The sequence below is a fragment of the Streptomyces sp. NPDC048751 genome (assembly GCF_043198595.1).
Lineage (GTDB): Bacteria > Actinomycetota > Actinomycetes > Streptomycetales > Streptomycetaceae > Streptomyces.
Genome location: NZ_JBICUX010000023.1, coordinates 43,096 through 60,715 on the forward strand (window position 1 = coordinate 43,096; position 17,620 = coordinate 60,715).

Consider the following 17,620-nt stretch of genomic DNA (forward strand, 5'->3'; position numbering starts at 1 on the left):
AGCGAAACCCGGTCGACCCCAGGAACGATCACCGGTCGACCCCAGGGGCGATCACCAGTCAGCCCCAGGGACGATCACCGGTCTTCACCCGACCCGCGCCAGCACCTCCCCCGTCCGTCCGCTCCACGCCACCACCACCGCCTCCTCGGGCACCGGATGCCAGCGCGTCAGCAACAGCCAGCGCACGTGGTAGCGGCGGGCGACGGCCGTGCGCTCGGCGCGGGTCGACTCCGGGGAGAGGTAGGCGCGGACGTCCTTGAGGCGTCGTAGCCGCTCCCGCTCGTCCAGGGCCGGGTCGGGCCAGGCGGGCGCGGCGAGGTCGATGCCGTGGCCCGCGATCGCGTGGACGGCGTAGTAGCCGTCGGTGATCACGGCCTCGCCGGGCCCGATGTACCGCGCGGCCCAGTCGTACGTCGGCCAGCGCGGCGGCTGCTCGAAGCCGACGGGATCGAGTGAACGCGGTACGACCGCCCCCGCCTGCACGGTGAGGAAGCCCAGGCAGGCCCCCGCCGCCGCGACCGCGCACAGGGCCTTCCGGCCCAGCCCCCAGGGGCGGGGCGCCGCCAGCTCCACGGCCAGCGCGAACTGCGGCGGCACCAGGGTCAGTCCGAGGATCCTGCCGTAGGTGTAGTGGCCGCTGACCCAGCCGTACCCCACGACCAGGCAGTCCAGGGTGAACATCAGCACCAGTGGGTCGCGGGACGCGCGGCGCCACCGCAGCCACAGCGCCGGCAGGCCGAGCAGCGCCAGCCAGAAGTGCCCGGCGAGGTCCCGGTACAGCCGCCGGTGCATCGCGTCGACGCTGCCGTCCCCGGCGAGTTCGAACACGTCGAAGTACGGCCAGCTCCACGCGACCGCCAGCGCCGCCGCCCCCGCCAGCGCCCACCGGCCCACCAGTGCCGGGCACCACCCCCGCTGCCATCCGGCGACGAAGGCCGCACCGCCCAGCGCCGCCGCCACCGCCGTGATCGGGTGGATCAGCAGCACCACCCCGTACAGGCCGCCCAGCACCCCGTACCCGGTGAGACCACGCAGGCCGCTCGGTCCCACGTACCGCACCCGGCGCGTGTCCCGCGCCCGGGACCCCGTCAGTGCCCAGGCCCAGAAGGCGAGTCCGATCGCGAAGGTCGACGGGTAGGCGAGGTTGCCGGTCATCGACATCAGCCCGAGGTAGCCGCTCCACCAGGCCCGCTCGGTGCCCCACAGCAGCGTCATCGCGGCCAGTGCGAGGACGGGCGCCCACGGCCGGGGCGTCAGCACCCGCACGAAACGGTTGACGCCGGTCAGCAGCACCAGCAGGTTGCAAGGACCGGAGAGCCGCACCACCTCCCAGCCCGACAGACCGGTCAGCCGGGCGAACGCGCCCTGCGCGACGGCGTACGGCGAGTAGTACGGGCTGCCCGCGCCCGGCAGGTCGGCCATCGGATGGCGCGGACGGAGCAGATGCGCCTTGAGGCGCTCCACGACCGCCGCGTGCTGGCCGGCGTCGCAGCACAGCGGCACCCGCCAGTACGCCAGCGACAGCACCAGCCAGAACAGGAAACCGGCGATCTGGTACGGGGTCGGACGCCAGACACGCCCGCCGCGCAGCGCCGTGGCACCGCGCACCGGCCGTGGGGTCAGGACGCCGGTGCTCATCGGAGGAGCACAGAAGCGCGCGTAGGGGGCATTGGCCGTATATCCCCTCGGGGTCAACGGCTCTGTCGCGCATCACCTCATCGAGTGAGCCCGCCCGGAGTCCTGCGACGGCAGCGGCACCCGCCCGCCCACCGCCGGCTCCAGCAGCAGCGGCACCCCCAGCACCGGCAGCAGCCACGCCAGCACGATCAGCCGCCCGCCCCAGATGTTGATGTCGGGGTGCCCGGCCTGGGTGAGGATCCCCGTGAACGCCGCCGCGAGCAGGAACGCGCCGAACGCCCGCCGCCTGAGCGCCCCCCAGCCCCCCGCCGCCAGCAGGGCGGCGAACAGCGGCTCCCACGCCTGCCGCCGCAGCCACTCCACCCAGAAGTCGGCCTGGAGGTGCAGGAACTCAGGCCACGGCCGGGATCGGTCCGGGCGGGCGAAGTGGGCGGTGAGCAGGTCCTGGAGGCTCTCCGACTCGGACGGGTAGTGCAGCGCCCTCGCCAGGAGCAGCGTCCCGAGGACGCCGCAGCACCCCGAGACCGCGACCGCGACCGCTCCGGGGCAGGCAGCGGACCGCCGCCTCCGGTGGACGGCGACCGCCGCGCCCGCCACCGCCAGGCACGCCCCGAGGAACAGCGCCTGCGAGTGCTTGACGGTGAACAGCGCCGCCAGCGAGCCGCCCACCAGCCAGACCCCCACCCGCACCCGGCCGTCCAGGGCCAGCGCACAGCCCCACACCGCCGCCAGGGTCAGCGTCAGCAGCAGGCCCTCGGTCATCGGGCGCATGGCGGTCGTCCCGCACGGCAGGACGTAGAACAGGGCCTGCCCGGTCAGCGCCAGGGGCAGCGGTGCCCGCAGGGTGCGCAGCACCAGGAACGCCAGCACCCCGCCCGCGACCGTGACCACCACGCTCGCCGCCCACACCCCCCACGTCACACCGAACATGGTGACGAACGGCACGAGGAACACCGGATAGCCCGGCCGCGCCTCGAAGATCCGCATGAACCGCTCCGACATGAACGGCACGGTGTGCCCGCCGGTCTGCCCGGCCCGCAGCCGCGCCTGCACGTTCCGCCACTCCGCGGCCCGGCACTCCGCCATGACCCGCTCGGTGGGGTCGGGACGGTGGAAACGCACCACGTCCACTGTCTGGTTGCGGGCCGCGATCGCCGCCTTGCCCGCGCAGGCGTAGTCGATGGTGGCGGCGGCCGCCTCCCGCTTGCTCTCGCCGCGCAGGCTGAGGGCGTACGACAGGTAGTTCTTGGTGTCGGGAGTGTCCCGGCCGGTGACGTTCGCGAGCTGGAGCAGCGCGAACACACCGGCCAGGACGAGCACCCAGGCGCGGGGTCTCACGACGAGCGTGTGAGCACGTCGTGACCGGTGGCGGGGCCGGGCACCCTCACCACGGGCGCCGGCGACGGCATGGACTCGCCCAGCATCAGCGTCCGTACGACCCGCTCGGCGGCCCGGCCGTCGTCGAACTCGCAGAACCGCGTCCGGAAGGAGGCCCGCAGCCGCGTCGACTCCTCGTCACACCAGCTCCCGGAGGCCAGCAGCCACGCCAGCTCCCGGTAGGAGCGGGAGACATGGCCGGGCGGCTCGGCGGTGACGTCGAAGTAGGCGCCCCGGCTCGCCGTGTACGCCGGCCAGTCGTCGGCGTGGACCACGATCGGCCGGTCCAGGTTGGCGTAGTCGAACATCAGGGCCGAGTAGTCGGTGACCAGCACGTCGGAGGCGAGCATGACGTCCTCGACGTGCAGTTCGTCCGTCGCGTCGACCAGCACCCCGCGCCGGTGCAGATCGGCGAGCCCGAGGCCGCGCGCCGGGCCGGTGGCGAGCGAGGGGTGCAGACGCACGACGAGGGTGTGGTCCTCGCCGAGGTCCGCCGCGAACCGGGCCAGGTCGACGCGGTCGACATGACCGCCGCGCCGGTACTCACGGCGGGTCGGCGCGTACAGCACGACCGTGTGGTCCGCCGGGATGCCGTGCCGCTCCCGGAACGCGGCGCCGTCCTCCGGGCGGGCGCCCACCAGGACGTCGTTGCGGGGGCTGCCGGTCCGCGCGGACGTGAAGTGGCACGGGTAGGCCCGCTCCCACACCAGCTCGGAGTGGCGGTTGGCGACCAGGCTGTAGTCCCAGCGGTCGGCGCGGCGCAGCATCTGCGGCACGTCGACACCGTGCCGGGCGCCGGGCTTGGCCAGCAGGTCGGCCGCCATGTACTTCAGCGGGGTGCCCTGGTGGGTGTGGATGTGGACACTGCCGGGGCGCTTGACCAGGGTGCCCGGCCAGTTGACGTTGTTGACGAAGAACGTGGCCCGCGCGGTGACCCGGCGGTAGGGCAGCGAGTCGAGGAGCACGTATTCGACCCCGTCGGGCAGCTCGGCCGCCTCCTCCTCGCTCCGGACCACCCACACCCCGCGGAGGTGCGGCGCGATCTCCCGCGCCTTGCGGTAGACGGCCGCGGGATCGCCGAGCACTCCGCGGTGCGAGAACGCCGAGTACACGGCGAGGTCCGGGTCGAGGGAGCGGCGGGCGTGCGCGGCCGCGTAGCCGCGCTTGACCCGTCCGGCCGCCGCCTTGCGCACCAGCAGCGCCCGGCGCTCCGCCTCCCCGGCGGCCCGTCCGGCCTGCCGCCTCAGCACATAGGCCGGGTAACCGCCCTCCAACAGTCGCAGTTCGCCGTCCACGGTCGCGTCGGCCGGCTTGTGGGTGCGGAACATCTCGGCCGTACGGCGGAAGAACTCGCCCTTGTCCTTCGGGGGCAGCCGGTCCGGCTTGGCGAGGATGTCGAGACAGTGCTCGCCCATCTTGCGGTGCAGGTAGGGCCGCCAGCTCGCCAGCTCCGGGCGGGAGTCGACGAACGCGAAGACCCGCTCGTACTGGTCGTGGATGTCGAAGTGCTTGCGGCTGGTGGTGGACAGGATGTTGCCCTGGCGGCGCTGCCGGTAGTTCAGGCAGATCCGGTCCAGGGCCGCGATCCGCCCGGCACTGAGCATGACCGGGAACGTCCAGGGCGTGTCCTCGTAGTAGCCCGGCGGGAACTCGAAGCCGCCCTCCCGCACGAACTCGCGGCGGTAGACCTTGTTCCACACCACCATCAGCAGGTCGAGGATCTCGGGGTGCTCGTCCACCGTGAAGGTGCCGTCCCCGGCCTGGGCCAGCACGTGTGCGAGCACGTTGCGCCGGGTGCCGCCCCACCAGTAGGTGCGCGCGTAGTCGAAGACCAGCACGTCCGGGTCCGAGGTCTCGTCGAGACGGTCGGCCATCGCGCGCAGCGCGCCCGGCGTGAGGGTGTCGTCGCTGTCGAGGAAGAAGAGGTAGTCGCCGGTCGCGTGCGGCATCCCGGCGTTGCGGGCGCGGCCGAGGCCGGCGTTCTCCGGCAGGTGCAGCGCCTTCACGCGCGGGTCGCGGGCCGCGTACTCGTCGAGGATCGCGCCGCAGCCGTCCGGCGAGCAGTCGTCGACGGCGATCACCTCGATGTCCCGGTACGACTGCTCCAGGACCGAGTCGAGGCACTCGGCCAGGAAGCCCTGGACCTTGAAACAGGGGACGATGATGCTGAAGCGGGGCACTGCGGACGTCAGCTCCTTACGAGGGGACAGGCGGCGGGGGCCGGGACGCGCTCCGCGAGCGGGAGCACGGGCTCGATCGCCTCGGGCGGCTCGCCGAGCAGCACCCGGCGCACGACGCGCTCGGCGGCCCGGCCGTCGTCGAACTGGCAGAACCGCTCACGGAACGCGGCCCGCAGGCATGCCGACTCCGGCCCCGCGTACGAGCCGTCGCGGAACACCCGGGCCAGCTCCTGGGGCGTGCGGGCCACCGGGCCCGGCGGTGCCTGGAGGAGGTCGAAGTAGACGCCCCGGGTCTCCTGGTAGACCTCCCAGTCGTCGGCGTACACGACGATCGGCCGGTCGAGGTTGGCGTAGTCGAACATGATCGACGAGTAGTCGGTGACCAGCGCGTCGGCGGCCAGGCAGACGTCCTCCGACGAGCGGTGCCCGGTGACGTCGATGACCCGGCCGCTGCTCGTGCTGCCGCCCCGGTCGTAGAAGTAGTGGGCGCGCAGCAGGACGACGACGTCCTCGCCGGCCGCCTCGCAGAACGCCTCCAGGTCGAGGCCGGAGTCGAAGCCGGTGAGGTGGTCGCGGTGGGTGGGCGCGTACAGGACGGCGGTCTTGCCCTCGGGGACGCCCAGCTCCTCGCGGACGCGGGCCACGTCGTCGGCGGTCGCCGTGTAGTAGACGTCGTTGCGTGGATAGCCGTACTCCAGCTGCTCGTAGGAGCCGGGGAAGGCGCGCTCCCACATGCGGGAGGAGTGGCTGTTGGAGGAGAGGTTGTAGTCCCAGCGGTCCACCCGGCCGAGCAGCTTGGCGAAGCTGCCGGTCGCGGCCGCCACCACCGGGTACGTCGACTGGTCGACGCCCATCTTCTTCAACGGGGTGCCGTGCTGGGTCTGCACATGGACGCTGCCCTCGCGCTTGACCACGCCCTCCGCGAAGTTGGCGTTGTTCACCAGGTACGTGGCGCGGGCCAGGACCTCCCAGTAGCGGCGGCTGCCGATCACCGCGTGGTCGACGTCCTTCGGCACGGTGTGCGCCTGGTCGGGCTCGACCAGGAACACCGAGCGGATGTGCGGGGCGAGTTCGCGGGCCTTGGCGTGGATCGCGGCCGGGTTGCAGGCGTAGCCGCGGCCCCAGTAGGCGCAGTACACGGCGAGGTTCGCGTCGAGGCGGCGGCCGAGGTGGCGCCGGTAGTGCAGACGGGTGCGCAGCAGATGGGGTCGGGGCACCCGCTCGACAGCCAGCGTCGCCGCCTGGTTGGCGCCGCGCAGCGCGCGGAACGCCGCGTACGCCCCCGTCGACAGCAGCTGGTGCTGCACCCGCAGGCTGCCGCCGGGCGCCCGGAAACCGGCGGGGCGGTGACGCCGGTACAGCTTGCCCGCCCGGCGGAAGAAGGCGCGGCGGTGGCGCGGCGGCAGCCGCCGGGGGTGGGCGGCCGTCTTGAGCACGGCGGCGAACAGCTGCTCGAACAGCGGGCCGAGGCGCTCCACCGACAGCCCCTCCTCGGCGGCGCTGGTGAGCACCAGCTCGATCTGGTCGAGCAGTTCCGCGTGGTGCTCGCCGGGCAGGTTCAGCCGACTGCCCTGCCTGCGCAGCAGATGCCGTACGACGACCCGGCGCAGCACCGCCACCCGCTCGGCCGCGACGGTGACCAGGCCGCCGAAGCCGACGTCCGTGAAGTGCCCGTCGGGGAAGACCAGTCCGCGCTCGGCGAGGAACGTCCTGCGGTAGGCCGCGCTCCAGGCCGGGAGCCGCACGCCGGTGATCTGCGGGGCCCGGTCGGGGGCGAAGGCGTCCTTCGGCGCCTTGGCCAGCAGGGGTGCGGCCGGGTTGGTGGGGTCGCCCTCCCACCAGGGGGTGCGCTCGTGCTCGAAGTACAGGACGTCCACGCCGTCGGTCTCTCTCAGCCGTGCGTCCAGCGCCGCGAGCGCGCCCGGCGCGAGGACGTCGTCGCCGTCGAGGAACAGCAGGTACGCACCGGTCGCCGCCCGCATCCCGGTGTTGCGCGCCCCGGCGAGACCGGCCGACGGCGGTGAGTGCACCGGCGCCACCCGTGAGTCCCGCTCCGCGCACCCGGAGGCGACGCCGGCCGCGGGGGAGTCGGGCGCGTCGCACACCGGGATCAGCTCGAAGTCGCCGAAGGACTGGGCGAGGACGGAGTCCAGCGCCAGGGACAGCCGACCTGCCACCCCGTGGGACGGGACGATGATGCTGAAGCGGGGCATTCTGCTCTTTCTGTTGTCGGCCCGGTGTCGCCCGGGCCGGGTGCGGTGCTCTCAGGCCGGTGGGGGTGCACACCCGGAAGGCCGTGAGGGGTGAACTCCCCCGAGGGAGAACGGCGTTCAGCGGCGGTCGGTGACGGGCACGGAGCCCGCGGGTTGCGGCACGGCGGCGGGCCGGGAGGCGGCAGCGGCCGCCGCCGACGGCACCGGGTGGCGCTCGGCGAGCGGCACGACGGGCAGCACCTCCGTCTCGCCCAGCACGACACGCCGTACGACCCGCTCGGCGGCGCGTCCGTCGTCGTACGGGCAGAACCGCTCCCGGAACGCGGCCCGCAGCTGGGCCGAGCGGGAGCCGCGCCAGTGACCGGTGGCGAAGATGTCGATCAGCTCGTCCTCGCTGCGCGCGATCGCGCCCGGCGGGAAGGAGCGCGGGTCGAAGTAGGTGCCGCGGGCCGCGTCGTACGCCTCCCAGTCCTCGGTGTGCAGGACGATCGGCCGGTCGAGGTTGGCGTAGTCGAACATGATCGACGAGTAGTCGGTGACCAGGGCGTCCGAGGCCAGGCAGAGCGACTCGACGCTCGGGTGGTCGGTGACGTCGATGACGCGGTCGCTCGGGCCGAGGGGGCCGCCGTGCCAGTAGTGGGCGCGGGCCAGGATCACGAAGCGCGGGCCGAGGCGGCGCAGGATCCGCTCCGGGTCGAGGGGGCTGCGCTGGGTGCGGCGGTAGTCGCGGTGGGTCGGCGCGTACAGGATCGCGATCGCGTCCGGCGGGATGCCGAGCGACGCGCGCAGCCGGGTCACGTCCGCAGAGGTGGCCCGCTGGAAGACGTCGTTGCGCGGGCAGCCGTAGGGGAGCGTGGTGTAGCCGCCGGGATAGACGCGCTCCCAGGTCAGGGTGGTGTGGCGGTTGGCGGACAGGACGTAGTCCCACTTGTCGACGCCCCGCAGCAGCTCCGCGAAGTCCATGTCACGGGCGGCCGCCGGGTGTTCGCGCAGGTCCAGACCCATGTGCTTGAGGGGTGTGCCGTGCTGGGTCTGGACGAAGACCTGGCCGGGGCGCTTGACCAGCCTGCGGTCGAAGTTGACGTTGTTCACCAGGTACTTGGAGCGGGCGAGCGCCGTCCAATACGCGGCCGAGCCCGGGGTCAGCCGGCGGGTGCCCTCGGGGACCGTGTCCTGGTACTCGGGACGCGCGATCCACGCCGTGCGCACCTGCGGGGCGTGGATGCGCAGTGCCTGCTCCAGGGCGCCCGGGTTGCAGCCGTGGCCGCGGCCCCAGTAGGCGGCGAAGACGGCGCGGTCGGCGCGCACGGGAAGGCGGAGCTGGAGTCGGTAGTGGAGCTGGAGGAGGGCCGCCTTCAGGGACCGGGCGAGCCCGGCGGCGCGCCGGCGGGTGCGGCGGCGCAGCGCAAGGGCCAGTTGCAGGGCGCGGTACGTGCGGTGCAGGCCCAGGCGGACCAGGGTGTGGCGCAGCCGGGCGCGCAGGGGGACGGGGGCGCCCGGGACGCGGTAACGGCGGTAGTGGGCGCGGGCCTTGCGCAGGAACTCGGCGCGGGTGCCGCGCGGGAGCCGGTCCCGCCGGGTGAAGATCGTCGTGAAGTGGTCGACCATCCGGCGGAACAGCACCGGCCGCCAGCGGGCGAGTTCGGGGCGCTCGGCGACGAACGCGAAGACCCGGTCGTACTGCTCGAACACGTCGAAGTGCCGACGGCTGGTGGTGCCGAGGATGTTGCCCTGCCGGCGCTGGCGGTAGTGCACGCAGACCCGGTCCAGGGTGGCGAGGGACTCCGCGGCCATCAGGGCCGGGTACGTCCAGGGCGTGTCCTCGTAGTAGCCGGGCGGGAAGGTGAGGCCCTCGCGCTCGACGAAGTCCCGCCGGTACGCCTTGTTCCAGGCCACCATCAGCACCCGCAGCAGACCCGGGCGGTCCTCCAGACGGAACGGGGCCGGACCCTCCTCGGTGAGCTGCCGGGCGACCTTGTTGCGGACCGTCTCGCCGGAGCAATACGTGCGCGCGTAGTCGAAGAGCAGGACGTCCGGTTCGCCGGTCTCCTTCAGCCGGTCGGAGATGGCGAACAGCGCGTCGGGGGTGAGGGTGTCGTCGGAGTCCAGGAAGAGCAGGTAGTCGCCCCTCGCCTGCTCCATCCCGGCGTTGCGGGCACGGCCCAGGCCCCGGTTCTCCGGCAGGTGCAGCGCCTTCACCCGCGGGTCGCGGGCGGCGAACTCGTCGATGATCTCGCCGCAGGCGTCCGGCGAGCAGTCGTCGACCGCGATCAGTTCCAGATCGGGGAACGACTGGGAGAGCACCGATTCGAGGCACTCGTGCAGGTACGCCTGAACCTTGTACGCGGGGACGATGACACTGAACCTGGGCAAGGGACATCCATGGGTCGGCGCGGGCGTTCTGCCCGGGAACGGCCAATGGAGTGAATTGGTTACGGTTCGGTACGGCATACGGGGGACCGTGGGTGAACGCGAAGGGGCGGGCCGATGGCGGCCCGCCCCTGGGAAACGCCCTGTGTGCGGCTACTTGACAGCGCCCGCCATCACACCGGACACGAACTGCCGCTGGAAGGCGAAGAACACGGCCAGCGGGATCACCATCGAGATGAACGCGCCGGGCGCCAGGACGTCGATGTTGTTGCCGAACTGCCGTACCTGCGTCTGCAGGGCGACCGTGATCGGCTGGCTGCCGGAGTCGGTGAACACCAGCGCGACCAGCATGTCGTTCCACACCCACAGGAACTGGAAGATGCCCAGGCTCGCGATCGCGGGCCCGCCGAGCGGCATCACCACGCGCGCGAACAGACGCAGTTCACCGGCGCCGTCCAGGCGGGCCGCCTCCAGCAGCTCCTTCGGGATCTCCGCGAAGAAGTTCCGCAGCAGGAACACCGCGAAGGGCAGACCGAAGCCCACATGGAAGAGGACCACCCCGAGGACGGAACCGAACAGACCGATCTTGCCGAACAGTTCGGCGATCGGGATCAGCGCCACCTGCACCGGCACCACCAGCAGTCCCACCACGCCCAGGAACCACCAGTCCCGGCCCGGGAACTCCATCCACGCGAACGCGTAGCCGGCGAGCGAGCCGATCACCACGACCAGGACCGTCGCCGGGACCGTGATCAGCATGGTGTTGACCAGGGAGTCGGTGATGTCGCTGTTCTGCAGGAGCTTGTCGTAGGCGTCGAAGGTGAGCTGGGACGGCTTGGAGAAGACCGTCCACCAGCCGCTCGCCGCCATGTCCTGCGGGGTGCGCAGCGACGACAGCAGCAGACCGAAGGTCGGCACGAGCCAGAACAGGCCGACGAGGAGCAGGAAGACGCGCACCAGGCCACCGTTGACCTTCTGCACGAGCCACTTCGTCATCGCCGCACCTCCCGCCTGAGCCGCCGGACGTTGAACCACATCACCGGGATCACGAGCAGCAGCAGGAACACCGCGATGGCGCTCGCAATGCCCGGCTGGTCCTCGGAGAAGCCCTTCCGGTACAGCTCCAGGGCGAGCACGTTCGCGTCGTCCTGCGAGGAGCCCGGCGCGATGATGAAGACCAGGTCGAAGACCTTCAGCACGTTGATCATCAGGGTGACGGTGACGACCGCGAGGACCGGCGCCAGGAGCGGCACGGTGACCCTGCGGAACACCTGCCACTCGCTCGCTCCGTCGACCCGGGCCGCCTCCAGCAGCTCCCGCGGCATCCCCGCGAGCCCCGCCGCGATCAGCACCATCGCGAAGCCCGCCCACATCCAGATGTACGACCCGATGATCGCCGGGGTGACCAGCGACGGGCCGAGCCAGTCCAGTCCGTTGTACGGCTCCTCGAAGTTGCTCGCGGGCAGCCGCAGCTGAGCCCCGTCGGCCGTGTCCGGAAGGGTGAAGGTGCCGTCGTCGGATGCCTTCGTCGACGCGACCACCTTGCCGTCCTTGACGGCCTCGATCCGCATTCCCGCATAGCCCAGTTCCGCGGGGTCGGGCTTGCCGAGGGTGCCGACGCCCTTGCCGCGGGTGAAGTCCTGCCAGGTCGTTCCGGTGATCTTCCCCGGCTCGGCCTTCGGCGCCACGGCCTTCTTCGCGCTGTCGGGCATCTGGTCGGGGGCGACGCCGACCAGGGGGAGCAGGACCGTGTCACCGGCGCGGACGGGGGCCTTGGTGAGGAATCCGCCGCTCCGCGCCTGCAGCGGCGAGTCCCGCCCGGGGTGCGCCTTCGGGAACGCCGACGACTGGGCGAAGGTGTCGTGCACACCCACCCAGACGGCGTTGGCGACGCCCTTGTCCGGGTCCTGGTCGTAGACGAGACGGAAGATGATGCCGGCCGCCAGCATCGAGATCGCCATCGGCATGAAGACGACCAGCTTGAACGCCGTGCCCCAGCGCACCCGTTCGGTCAGCACCGCGAAGATCAGACCGAGGGCGGTCGCGACGGTCGGCGCGAACACCACCCAGATGATGTTGTTCTTCAGCGCGGTGCGGATGCCGTCGTCGGTGAACAGGGCCTCGTAGTTGTCGAAACCGGCGAAGCCGTCGCCGGACTGGTCGTAGAAGCTGCGGACGACCGAGTACCCGATCGGGTAGACCACGAGCGCGCCCAGCAGCACCAGGGCGGGCAGCAGGAACAGGGCTGCCACGGTCCTGCGGGTGCCGGTCACGCTCTTGCGACTGCGTGGAGCGGCAGGGGCCGTGGTGACCCCTGCCGCCGGTGGCGATGTCATCGCCGGATCAGCTTCCGTACGCCTGTGCCGCGTCCTGCTCCAGCTTCTTCTGCGTGCCCGCGACATCCGTCGGGTTCTTCAGGAAGTCCTGGAGATCCTTCCACTCGCCCTTGCCGGGCGTGCCACCGAAGGCCTGCGGCGCCTGGTCGGACATGTCGAAGCGGAAGTCGTCACCGGCCGCGATCAGCGCCTCGGCCATCTTCTTCTGCACCTCGTTCGGGTACGAGGACGGGTCGACGCTCTTGTTGGGTGAGAGATAGCCGCCCAGCTTGGCCTGGATGGTGGCCGCGTCCGGCGACGCCAGGAAGGTGGCCAGGGCCTGGGCGCCCTTGGAGTCCTTCAGGATGACGGCCGCGTCACCACCGGACACCACCGGCGCGGAGTCGCCCACCGCCGGGAACGGGAACACCTTGGCGTCCGTGCCCACCTTGGCCTTGGTCTCACCGATGTTGACCTGCACGAAGTCGCCCTCGAAGACCATGCCCGCCTTCGGCTGGTCGCCGCCGGTGAAGGTCTGCGTCACCGAGGCCGGGAACTCCGTCTGCAGCGCGCCCTTCGCGCCGCCCGCGATGAAGTCCTTCTTGCCCCAGATCTGCGCCAGCGTGGTCAGCGCCTCCTTCACGGAGGGGTCCGTCCACTTGATCTTGTGCTGGGCGAGCTGGTCGTACTTCTCAGGACCGGCCTGCGAGAGGTAGACGTTCTCGAACCAGTCGGTGAGCGTCCAGCCGTCCGCGCCGCCTATGGAGAACGGCGTCACACCCGAGTCGTAGACGCTCTGCGCGGTGCTGACGAGGTCCTTCCACGTCTTGGGCTCGCTCGCCCCCGCGTTCTCGAAGACCTTGGCGTTGTACCAGATCAGCGACTTGTTGGCGGCCTTGTAGTAGACGCCGTACTGCTTGCCGCCGACCTTGCCGATGTCCTGCCAGCCCTGCGAATAGTTCTTGGCGAGCTCGGCCTGCGCCTCGGCGCCGAGCGGCTTGGCCCAGTTCTTGTCCACGGCCTGCTTGATGGCGCCGGGCTGCGGAAGCATCGCGATGTCCGGCGGCTTACCGCCCGCGATCTTCGAGCCGAGGAAGTTGATGATCGGGTCCTGCGCGGGCACAAAGGTGATCTTCGCGCCGGTGCGTTTCTCGAACTCGGCGAGGACCGCCTTGAAGTTCTTCTGCTCCGCTCCGGTCCACACGGCGGCGACCTCCAGGGTCGTGCCGTCCAGCTTGGGGAGGGAGAGGGAGGTGCCGGGTTCCTTGCTGGTGCTGCCCGAGGGTTTGTCGCTGCTCTTGTCGTCGTCGCTGCCGCCGCACGCGGTGAGCGAGAGCGCGAGGGCTCCCGCGAGGAGCGCGGCTGCCGTCTTCGCGGCCCTGCGTGTCCGGTGAGTGCTGCTCCTGCTGACCATCACTGCCCCGTTCTTCGTCCTCGTCGAACGTTCGAGCGTGTCCCGTGGCACTGGTCTACGCCGGGAGCCAGGGGTCGGCAAGAGCGCCTACCTTGTCAACCGGGGGATCGTGACCGCCTCGTGACTGTGTTTCGGGCGGTTCCCACGGTTCGGCCGACGACGGACGGTTCGTCAGGTCCGGTCAGAGCAGCGACGGCACCTCCGCCGCCGAGACCTGCCGGGCCGCCCGCTCCAACGCGCTGGCCAGCAGGGCGAGGTCGGTGGGGCCGTTGCCCAGTTCCCGCACGGGCCGCCGGGTCGGCGGGTCTCCCATGCGCTGCCAGTCCAGGGGCACCACGGTGGGGCGCAGGGTCGCCGTGCGCGGGATGCGTCCCGTGACACGACCGCCCTGGAACGGTGTGAGCCCCCCGTCCCCGTGGGCCAGGCGCCCGCGACCCGCTGACGGATCGTCAGGGCCCGCCCCGGGCGCGTCGAGGGTGATCCGCAGCGAGGCCCGCCGGGCGGTCTCCGACTCGGTCGTACGGCCTCCCAGCGCGGCCGCCGCCACCAGGTGCACGCCGAGCCGCTCGCCGTCCCGGGCCACCGACTCCAACGCCCGCACCACGGACCCGGCCGCGGGCCGCCCGGGCGATCCGAGCGGAGGCGAGACCAGCGCGTCCAGGTCGTCGACGACCACCACCAGCCGGGGCAGCGGCGGCGCAGCCTCCGCCTGCCGGCGCGCGGCCGCGGAGGGGCGCAGCCGCAGCGTGGAACTCGGCGGGGTGTCGAGATCCCCGGCACCGGACCCCGCCGGGGCTGTGCCGCGCGCGGCGCCGCGTTGGGCGACGATCCGGCCCGACACCTCACGGTGGGTGTGCCACTCGGCGAAGTCGGACCGCCCGAGCAACTCGGCCCGCCGCTTCAGCTCGGCGCTCAGCGACTGCGCGAACTCCCGCATGCGGACCGGGTCGTTCGCGGTGAGATGCGTGGTGACGTGCGGTACGTCCGTACAGACGCGCAAGCCCTCGCCGTGACCGGTGCCGCCCGTGCTCACGGTGTCCCGGCCGTCGACGAGGACGATGCCGAGCCGGTCGGGGCGTTCGGCGGCGGCGAGCGAGGCGACGACGGCCCGCAGCAGTTCCGTACGCCCGCTGCCCGTCGGGCCCTCGATCAGCAGGTGCGGGCCGTCGGCGACGAGGTCCACCCCGACCGGGCCGCGCGGACCCGCGCCGAGCACGGCCCGGGCCCGTCCGCCCAGCGCCTCGGCGTCGTCGGCCGCGTCCGCCCAGCGCGCCATCAGGGACGCCGGAGTGGCCCGGGCGAGACCCAGCTCGTCCAGCAGCCGTGCCGCCTGGGGCAGCGGGGCCGACACACGCGCGTGGCCCTCGCCGCCGGTGCCGTCCGTGCGCAGCGGTGCCAGCGCCCGCGCGAACCGTTCCGCCCAGGCGGGGGAGACGGCGTCCACGACGGCCACCGTGCCGTGGCCGACGGGACCGGAGCGCCGGTTCGGGTGTCCGTCCGCACGATCCTGCTCGGTCGGGGTCCGCGCTATCCGCAACAGCCGCAGGGCCGTCGCCACGTCCCCGCTCAGCAGCGCCACCGCCCCGCACTCCCGGAACGTCGGCGACGCCGTGCAGGCCGCCTCGTACGTCTCCGTCACCGGCGACGCGGGCGAGGCGGGCGCCGTCTCGGCCAGACACACGACGTGTATCCCGGCCCGCGGGCCCTCCACCGTCAGCCGTGCCACCGCCTCGCGCAGATCGGCGCCACCGGGATCACCGTCGACGACCACCACGGTGTACGGCCCCGGGTGGGCGGTGTCCTTGTCGTCGGCGCCCTGGGCCCAGGAGGGGCGACGGCGGGGCTGATCGGCGGGGGCGGGGTCGTGGGTGCCGTGGCCGGCTGCCGGTGCCGTGCCGGTGTCCGACAGCTGGTCCTCCAGCCGGCGCAGGAGTTCGCCGGTGCGGGCGGCGGCCTGTTCGCGGTCGTGGGCGAGGAGGAGGCGGCAGTCCTGGCCGTGGCCCGGGCGCAGGTGGGGGAGCCAGCCCAGCCATGACCACTCGGCGACCCGTTCCTCCTGCGGGCGGGAGCGGTCCGTGCTGATCAGGACTATCTCCAGCGCGTCGGGGGAGTGCAGCGCGGCCAGCTGGGCCAGCACCGCGCGGGCCAGCCCGGACAGCCGGGTGCGGGGCCCTGCCAGGCCCAGGGACCCGGCCTCGCGCAGGTCCGCAGTCACCGGCACCGCGGGCAGCAGGCCCGAGCCGTCGGGTGCGGCCCGGTCGGCCGTGCCCAGCCGTACCGTCAGCGCCTCCGGGTGACCCGGTCCGCGCTCCCACAGTCGCGGACCGGGGCCCAGTGCAGTCAGCAGCAGCGCGGCCGGGTCCGGCCAGGTCTCCGGTATCCCGGGCGCGACGAACGCCGGCTCGGGAACCGCGCCGGTCTCCTCCTCGTCGTCGTACGCCTCGCTCCCGGCCGCCTCCTGAGGGCCGCGTCCGCCCTTCAGCCGGCGCGCCCACGCGGACAGGCCTCCGCGCCTGCGGACGCCCTGCGGGACGTCGGTGCCGCGGAGGGGGGTGCCTTTGCGGCGGGCGGTCTCACGGGGGTCGGGGTCTGTGGGTGCGGGGGCAGGCGGTTGGCCGGTGCCGGAGGGTGCGGGAGCGGACCGTTGGCCGGTGCCGGAGGGCGCGGGGGCGGCTCCGTCGGTGCCGGGCGCACCGAAGACGAACCCGCCGCCATGGGTGTCCCCGCCGTCGCCGGGGGCGCCGTGGGAGTCGGTGCCGGGGGCGGTGCCGGGTGAGGGAGCGCCGCCGGTGTGGGTGTCCCCGCCGTGGCCGGGGGTGTCGCGCGGGGAGGTGCGGGGGGCGGTGCCCCGGGATGCCGTACCGCTGACGCGGGACCGCGTGCGGTGCGGGGCGTCGTGGGTCTCGATGCGTGGCGCCCCGCCCTGGCCCGGCACCACGGGCGGTTCCGCCGGGTCGCGGGGCCGGGCGCCCGGGGGCGTCGCGGTGGCGGCCCAGTCGACGGCGCCGTAGGCGTGCCGGGTCCCCCCGGACGGTTCGCTCCGGTCGGTCGCGTCGGCCGCCGCACGGGCCGTCCGGTCCGTCGCCGGGGAGTCCGCCGAGACCGCGCCCTCGCTCCCGGGGGCCGGCACGCGCGCGTGGACCGTGAACGGGCGCCGGGCCGCCGCCGCTGTCGTGCCGCCGGAGTCCCCGGTGTCCGTCCGGGCGGCTCCGCCGCACGACACGCGCACGTGCCCCTCGCCGTCGGGCGTCGTCGGGACGCGCGCGCCGGGGCCTCCGGCGGGGGCCAGCCGCAGGGCCGACTCGCCTATGCGTAGCAGGGCGCCCGGTGCCAGACGGACCGGGCGGGCGCCCACGCGGATGCCCTCCAGCGTGGTGCCGTTGGTGGAGCCGAGGTCGGCGACCGTGACGCGGCCGTCGGAGGAGAGGGTGACCGCGCAGTGCAGACGGGAGACGTCGGGGTCGTCGAGCGGGACGTCGGCGTCGGCGGAGCGGCCGACGTGGATCTGCCCGCCGTGCAGCAGGTGGACCCCGCCGGCGTCGGGCCCCGCGACCACGTGCAGCTGCGCCGGGGCGTCGTCGACCTCGGGATGGGGCTCGGGGTCGGCGGGGGCGCCCAGGGACAGCACGGCTCCGTCGATCAGCGGGGGCTCGCCGAGGGTGCAGCGCTGGGCATCCAGCCGCTCCGCGCCGCAGTACAGCACCACGGTGGCGCCGGTGTGCTCCCGGCCGCGCGACGCGGGACCTCCGCCCTGCTCGCGTCCGCGCTCGGCGGGAGCGGCGCCCCCGTCTCCGGAGACCGCCGAGGCCAGGGCCGACGCCACCGCCGCGAGGGCCGTGCCGGCGGGCGCCGTCACCAGCACGTCGCAGCTCGCGGCACGGGCCCGCGTCTCGGAGGGCGGGCCCAGCGGGTCTACGACGGTCAGCCGGATCTGCATCGCCGTCAGCGGTCCCTTCCAGCGCGTCGGCCAGTAACTGGCAGCATCCTCGCACCTGCCACTGACACCGCGCCCCCGCCTCGGCGTCAAGTGATCTTGATTGGTCGGCTCTGCCCGCAAAAGTGCCTGACCACGACATCGACATTGATCACTTGAGATCGGTCACGTCCGGCTCC

Annotated in this window: 9 protein-coding genes; all 9 read right to left on the minus strand. The window is 73.1% G+C overall.

Going from position 1 to position 17,620, the window contains the following annotated elements; genetic code table 11:
- Positions 1 to 84 precede the first annotated feature (84 nt).
- The 9 genes from ACGFNV_RS42800 to ACGFNV_RS42840 all read right to left on the minus strand — a co-directional run bounded on the left by ACGFNV_RS42800 (position 85) and on the right by ACGFNV_RS42840 (position 17,444).
- A complete protein-coding gene (locus ACGFNV_RS42800) occupies positions 85 to 1,638 on the minus strand; it encodes a hypothetical protein (protein ID WP_393630630.1) in 1,554 nt (517 codons plus the stop codon).
- A gap of 72 nt (positions 1,639 to 1,710) precedes the next feature.
- Positions 1,711 to 2,976: a hypothetical protein gene (locus ACGFNV_RS42805; RefSeq protein WP_393630632.1), complete on the minus strand. Its 1,266-nt coding sequence runs from the start codon at positions 2,974 to 2,976 to the stop codon at positions 1,711 to 1,713.
- Positions 2,973 to 5,195 (minus strand): CDP-glycerol glycerophosphotransferase family protein, encoded by a 2,223-nt coding sequence (locus ACGFNV_RS42810; protein ID WP_393630634.1) that lies wholly within the window; start codon positions 5,193 to 5,195, stop codon positions 2,973 to 2,975. Before ACGFNV_RS42810 ends, ACGFNV_RS42805 begins: the two co-directional genes overlap by 4 nt.
- Before the next feature lie 8 nt (positions 5,196 to 5,203).
- On the minus strand, positions 5,204 to 7,408 hold the full coding sequence (locus ACGFNV_RS42815; RefSeq protein ID WP_393630635.1) for a CDP-glycerol glycerophosphotransferase family protein: 2,205 nt from the start codon (positions 7,406 to 7,408) through the stop codon (positions 5,204 to 5,206).
- 117 nt (positions 7,409 to 7,525) lie between these two features.
- On the minus strand, positions 7,526 to 9,781 hold the full coding sequence (locus ACGFNV_RS42820) for a CDP-glycerol glycerophosphotransferase family protein (protein WP_393630637.1): 2,256 nt from the start codon (positions 9,779 to 9,781) through the stop codon (positions 7,526 to 7,528).
- A 150-nt stretch (positions 9,782 to 9,931) separates the two neighbouring features.
- On the minus strand, positions 9,932 to 10,774 hold the full coding sequence (locus ACGFNV_RS42825) for a carbohydrate ABC transporter permease (protein ID WP_393630639.1): 843 nt from the start codon (positions 10,772 to 10,774) through the stop codon (positions 9,932 to 9,934).
- A complete protein-coding gene (locus tag ACGFNV_RS42830; protein ID WP_393630641.1) occupies positions 10,771 to 12,051 on the minus strand; it encodes a carbohydrate ABC transporter permease in 1,281 nt (426 codons plus the stop codon). The genes ACGFNV_RS42825 and ACGFNV_RS42830 overlap by 4 nt, the downstream gene beginning before the upstream one ends.
- A 70-nt stretch (positions 12,052 to 12,121) precedes the next feature.
- Positions 12,122 to 13,507, minus strand: a complete 1,386-nt coding sequence (locus tag ACGFNV_RS42835) for an ABC transporter substrate-binding protein (RefSeq protein ID WP_393630709.1) — start codon at positions 13,505 to 13,507, stop codon at positions 12,122 to 12,124.
- 181 nt (positions 13,508 to 13,688) lie between these two features.
- Positions 13,689 to 17,444: an FHA domain-containing protein gene (locus ACGFNV_RS42840; protein ID WP_393630642.1), complete on the minus strand. Its 3,756-nt coding sequence runs from the start codon at positions 17,442 to 17,444 to the stop codon at positions 13,689 to 13,691.
- Positions 17,445 to 17,620: the final 176 nt, after the last annotated feature.

Coding starts and splice junctions, on each gene's coding strand:
- ACGFNV_RS42800 (WP_393630630.1), bottom strand. CDS start 1,638: ATGAGCACCGGCGTCCTGACCCCACGGCCGGTGCGCGGTGCCACGGCG.
- ACGFNV_RS42815 (WP_393630635.1), bottom strand. CDS start 7,408: ATGCCCCGCTTCAGCATCATCGTCCCGTCCCACGGGGTGGCAGGTCGG.
- ACGFNV_RS42825 (WP_393630639.1), bottom strand. CDS start 10,774: ATGACGAAGTGGCTCGTGCAGAAGGTCAACGGTGGCCTGGTGCGCGTC.
- ACGFNV_RS42835 (WP_393630709.1), bottom strand. CDS start 13,507: ATGGTCAGCAGGAGCAGCACTCACCGGACACGCAGGGCCGCGAAGACG.
- ACGFNV_RS42840 (WP_393630642.1), bottom strand. CDS start 17,444: ATGCAGATCCGGCTGACCGTCGTAGACCCGCTGGGCCCGCCCTCCGAG.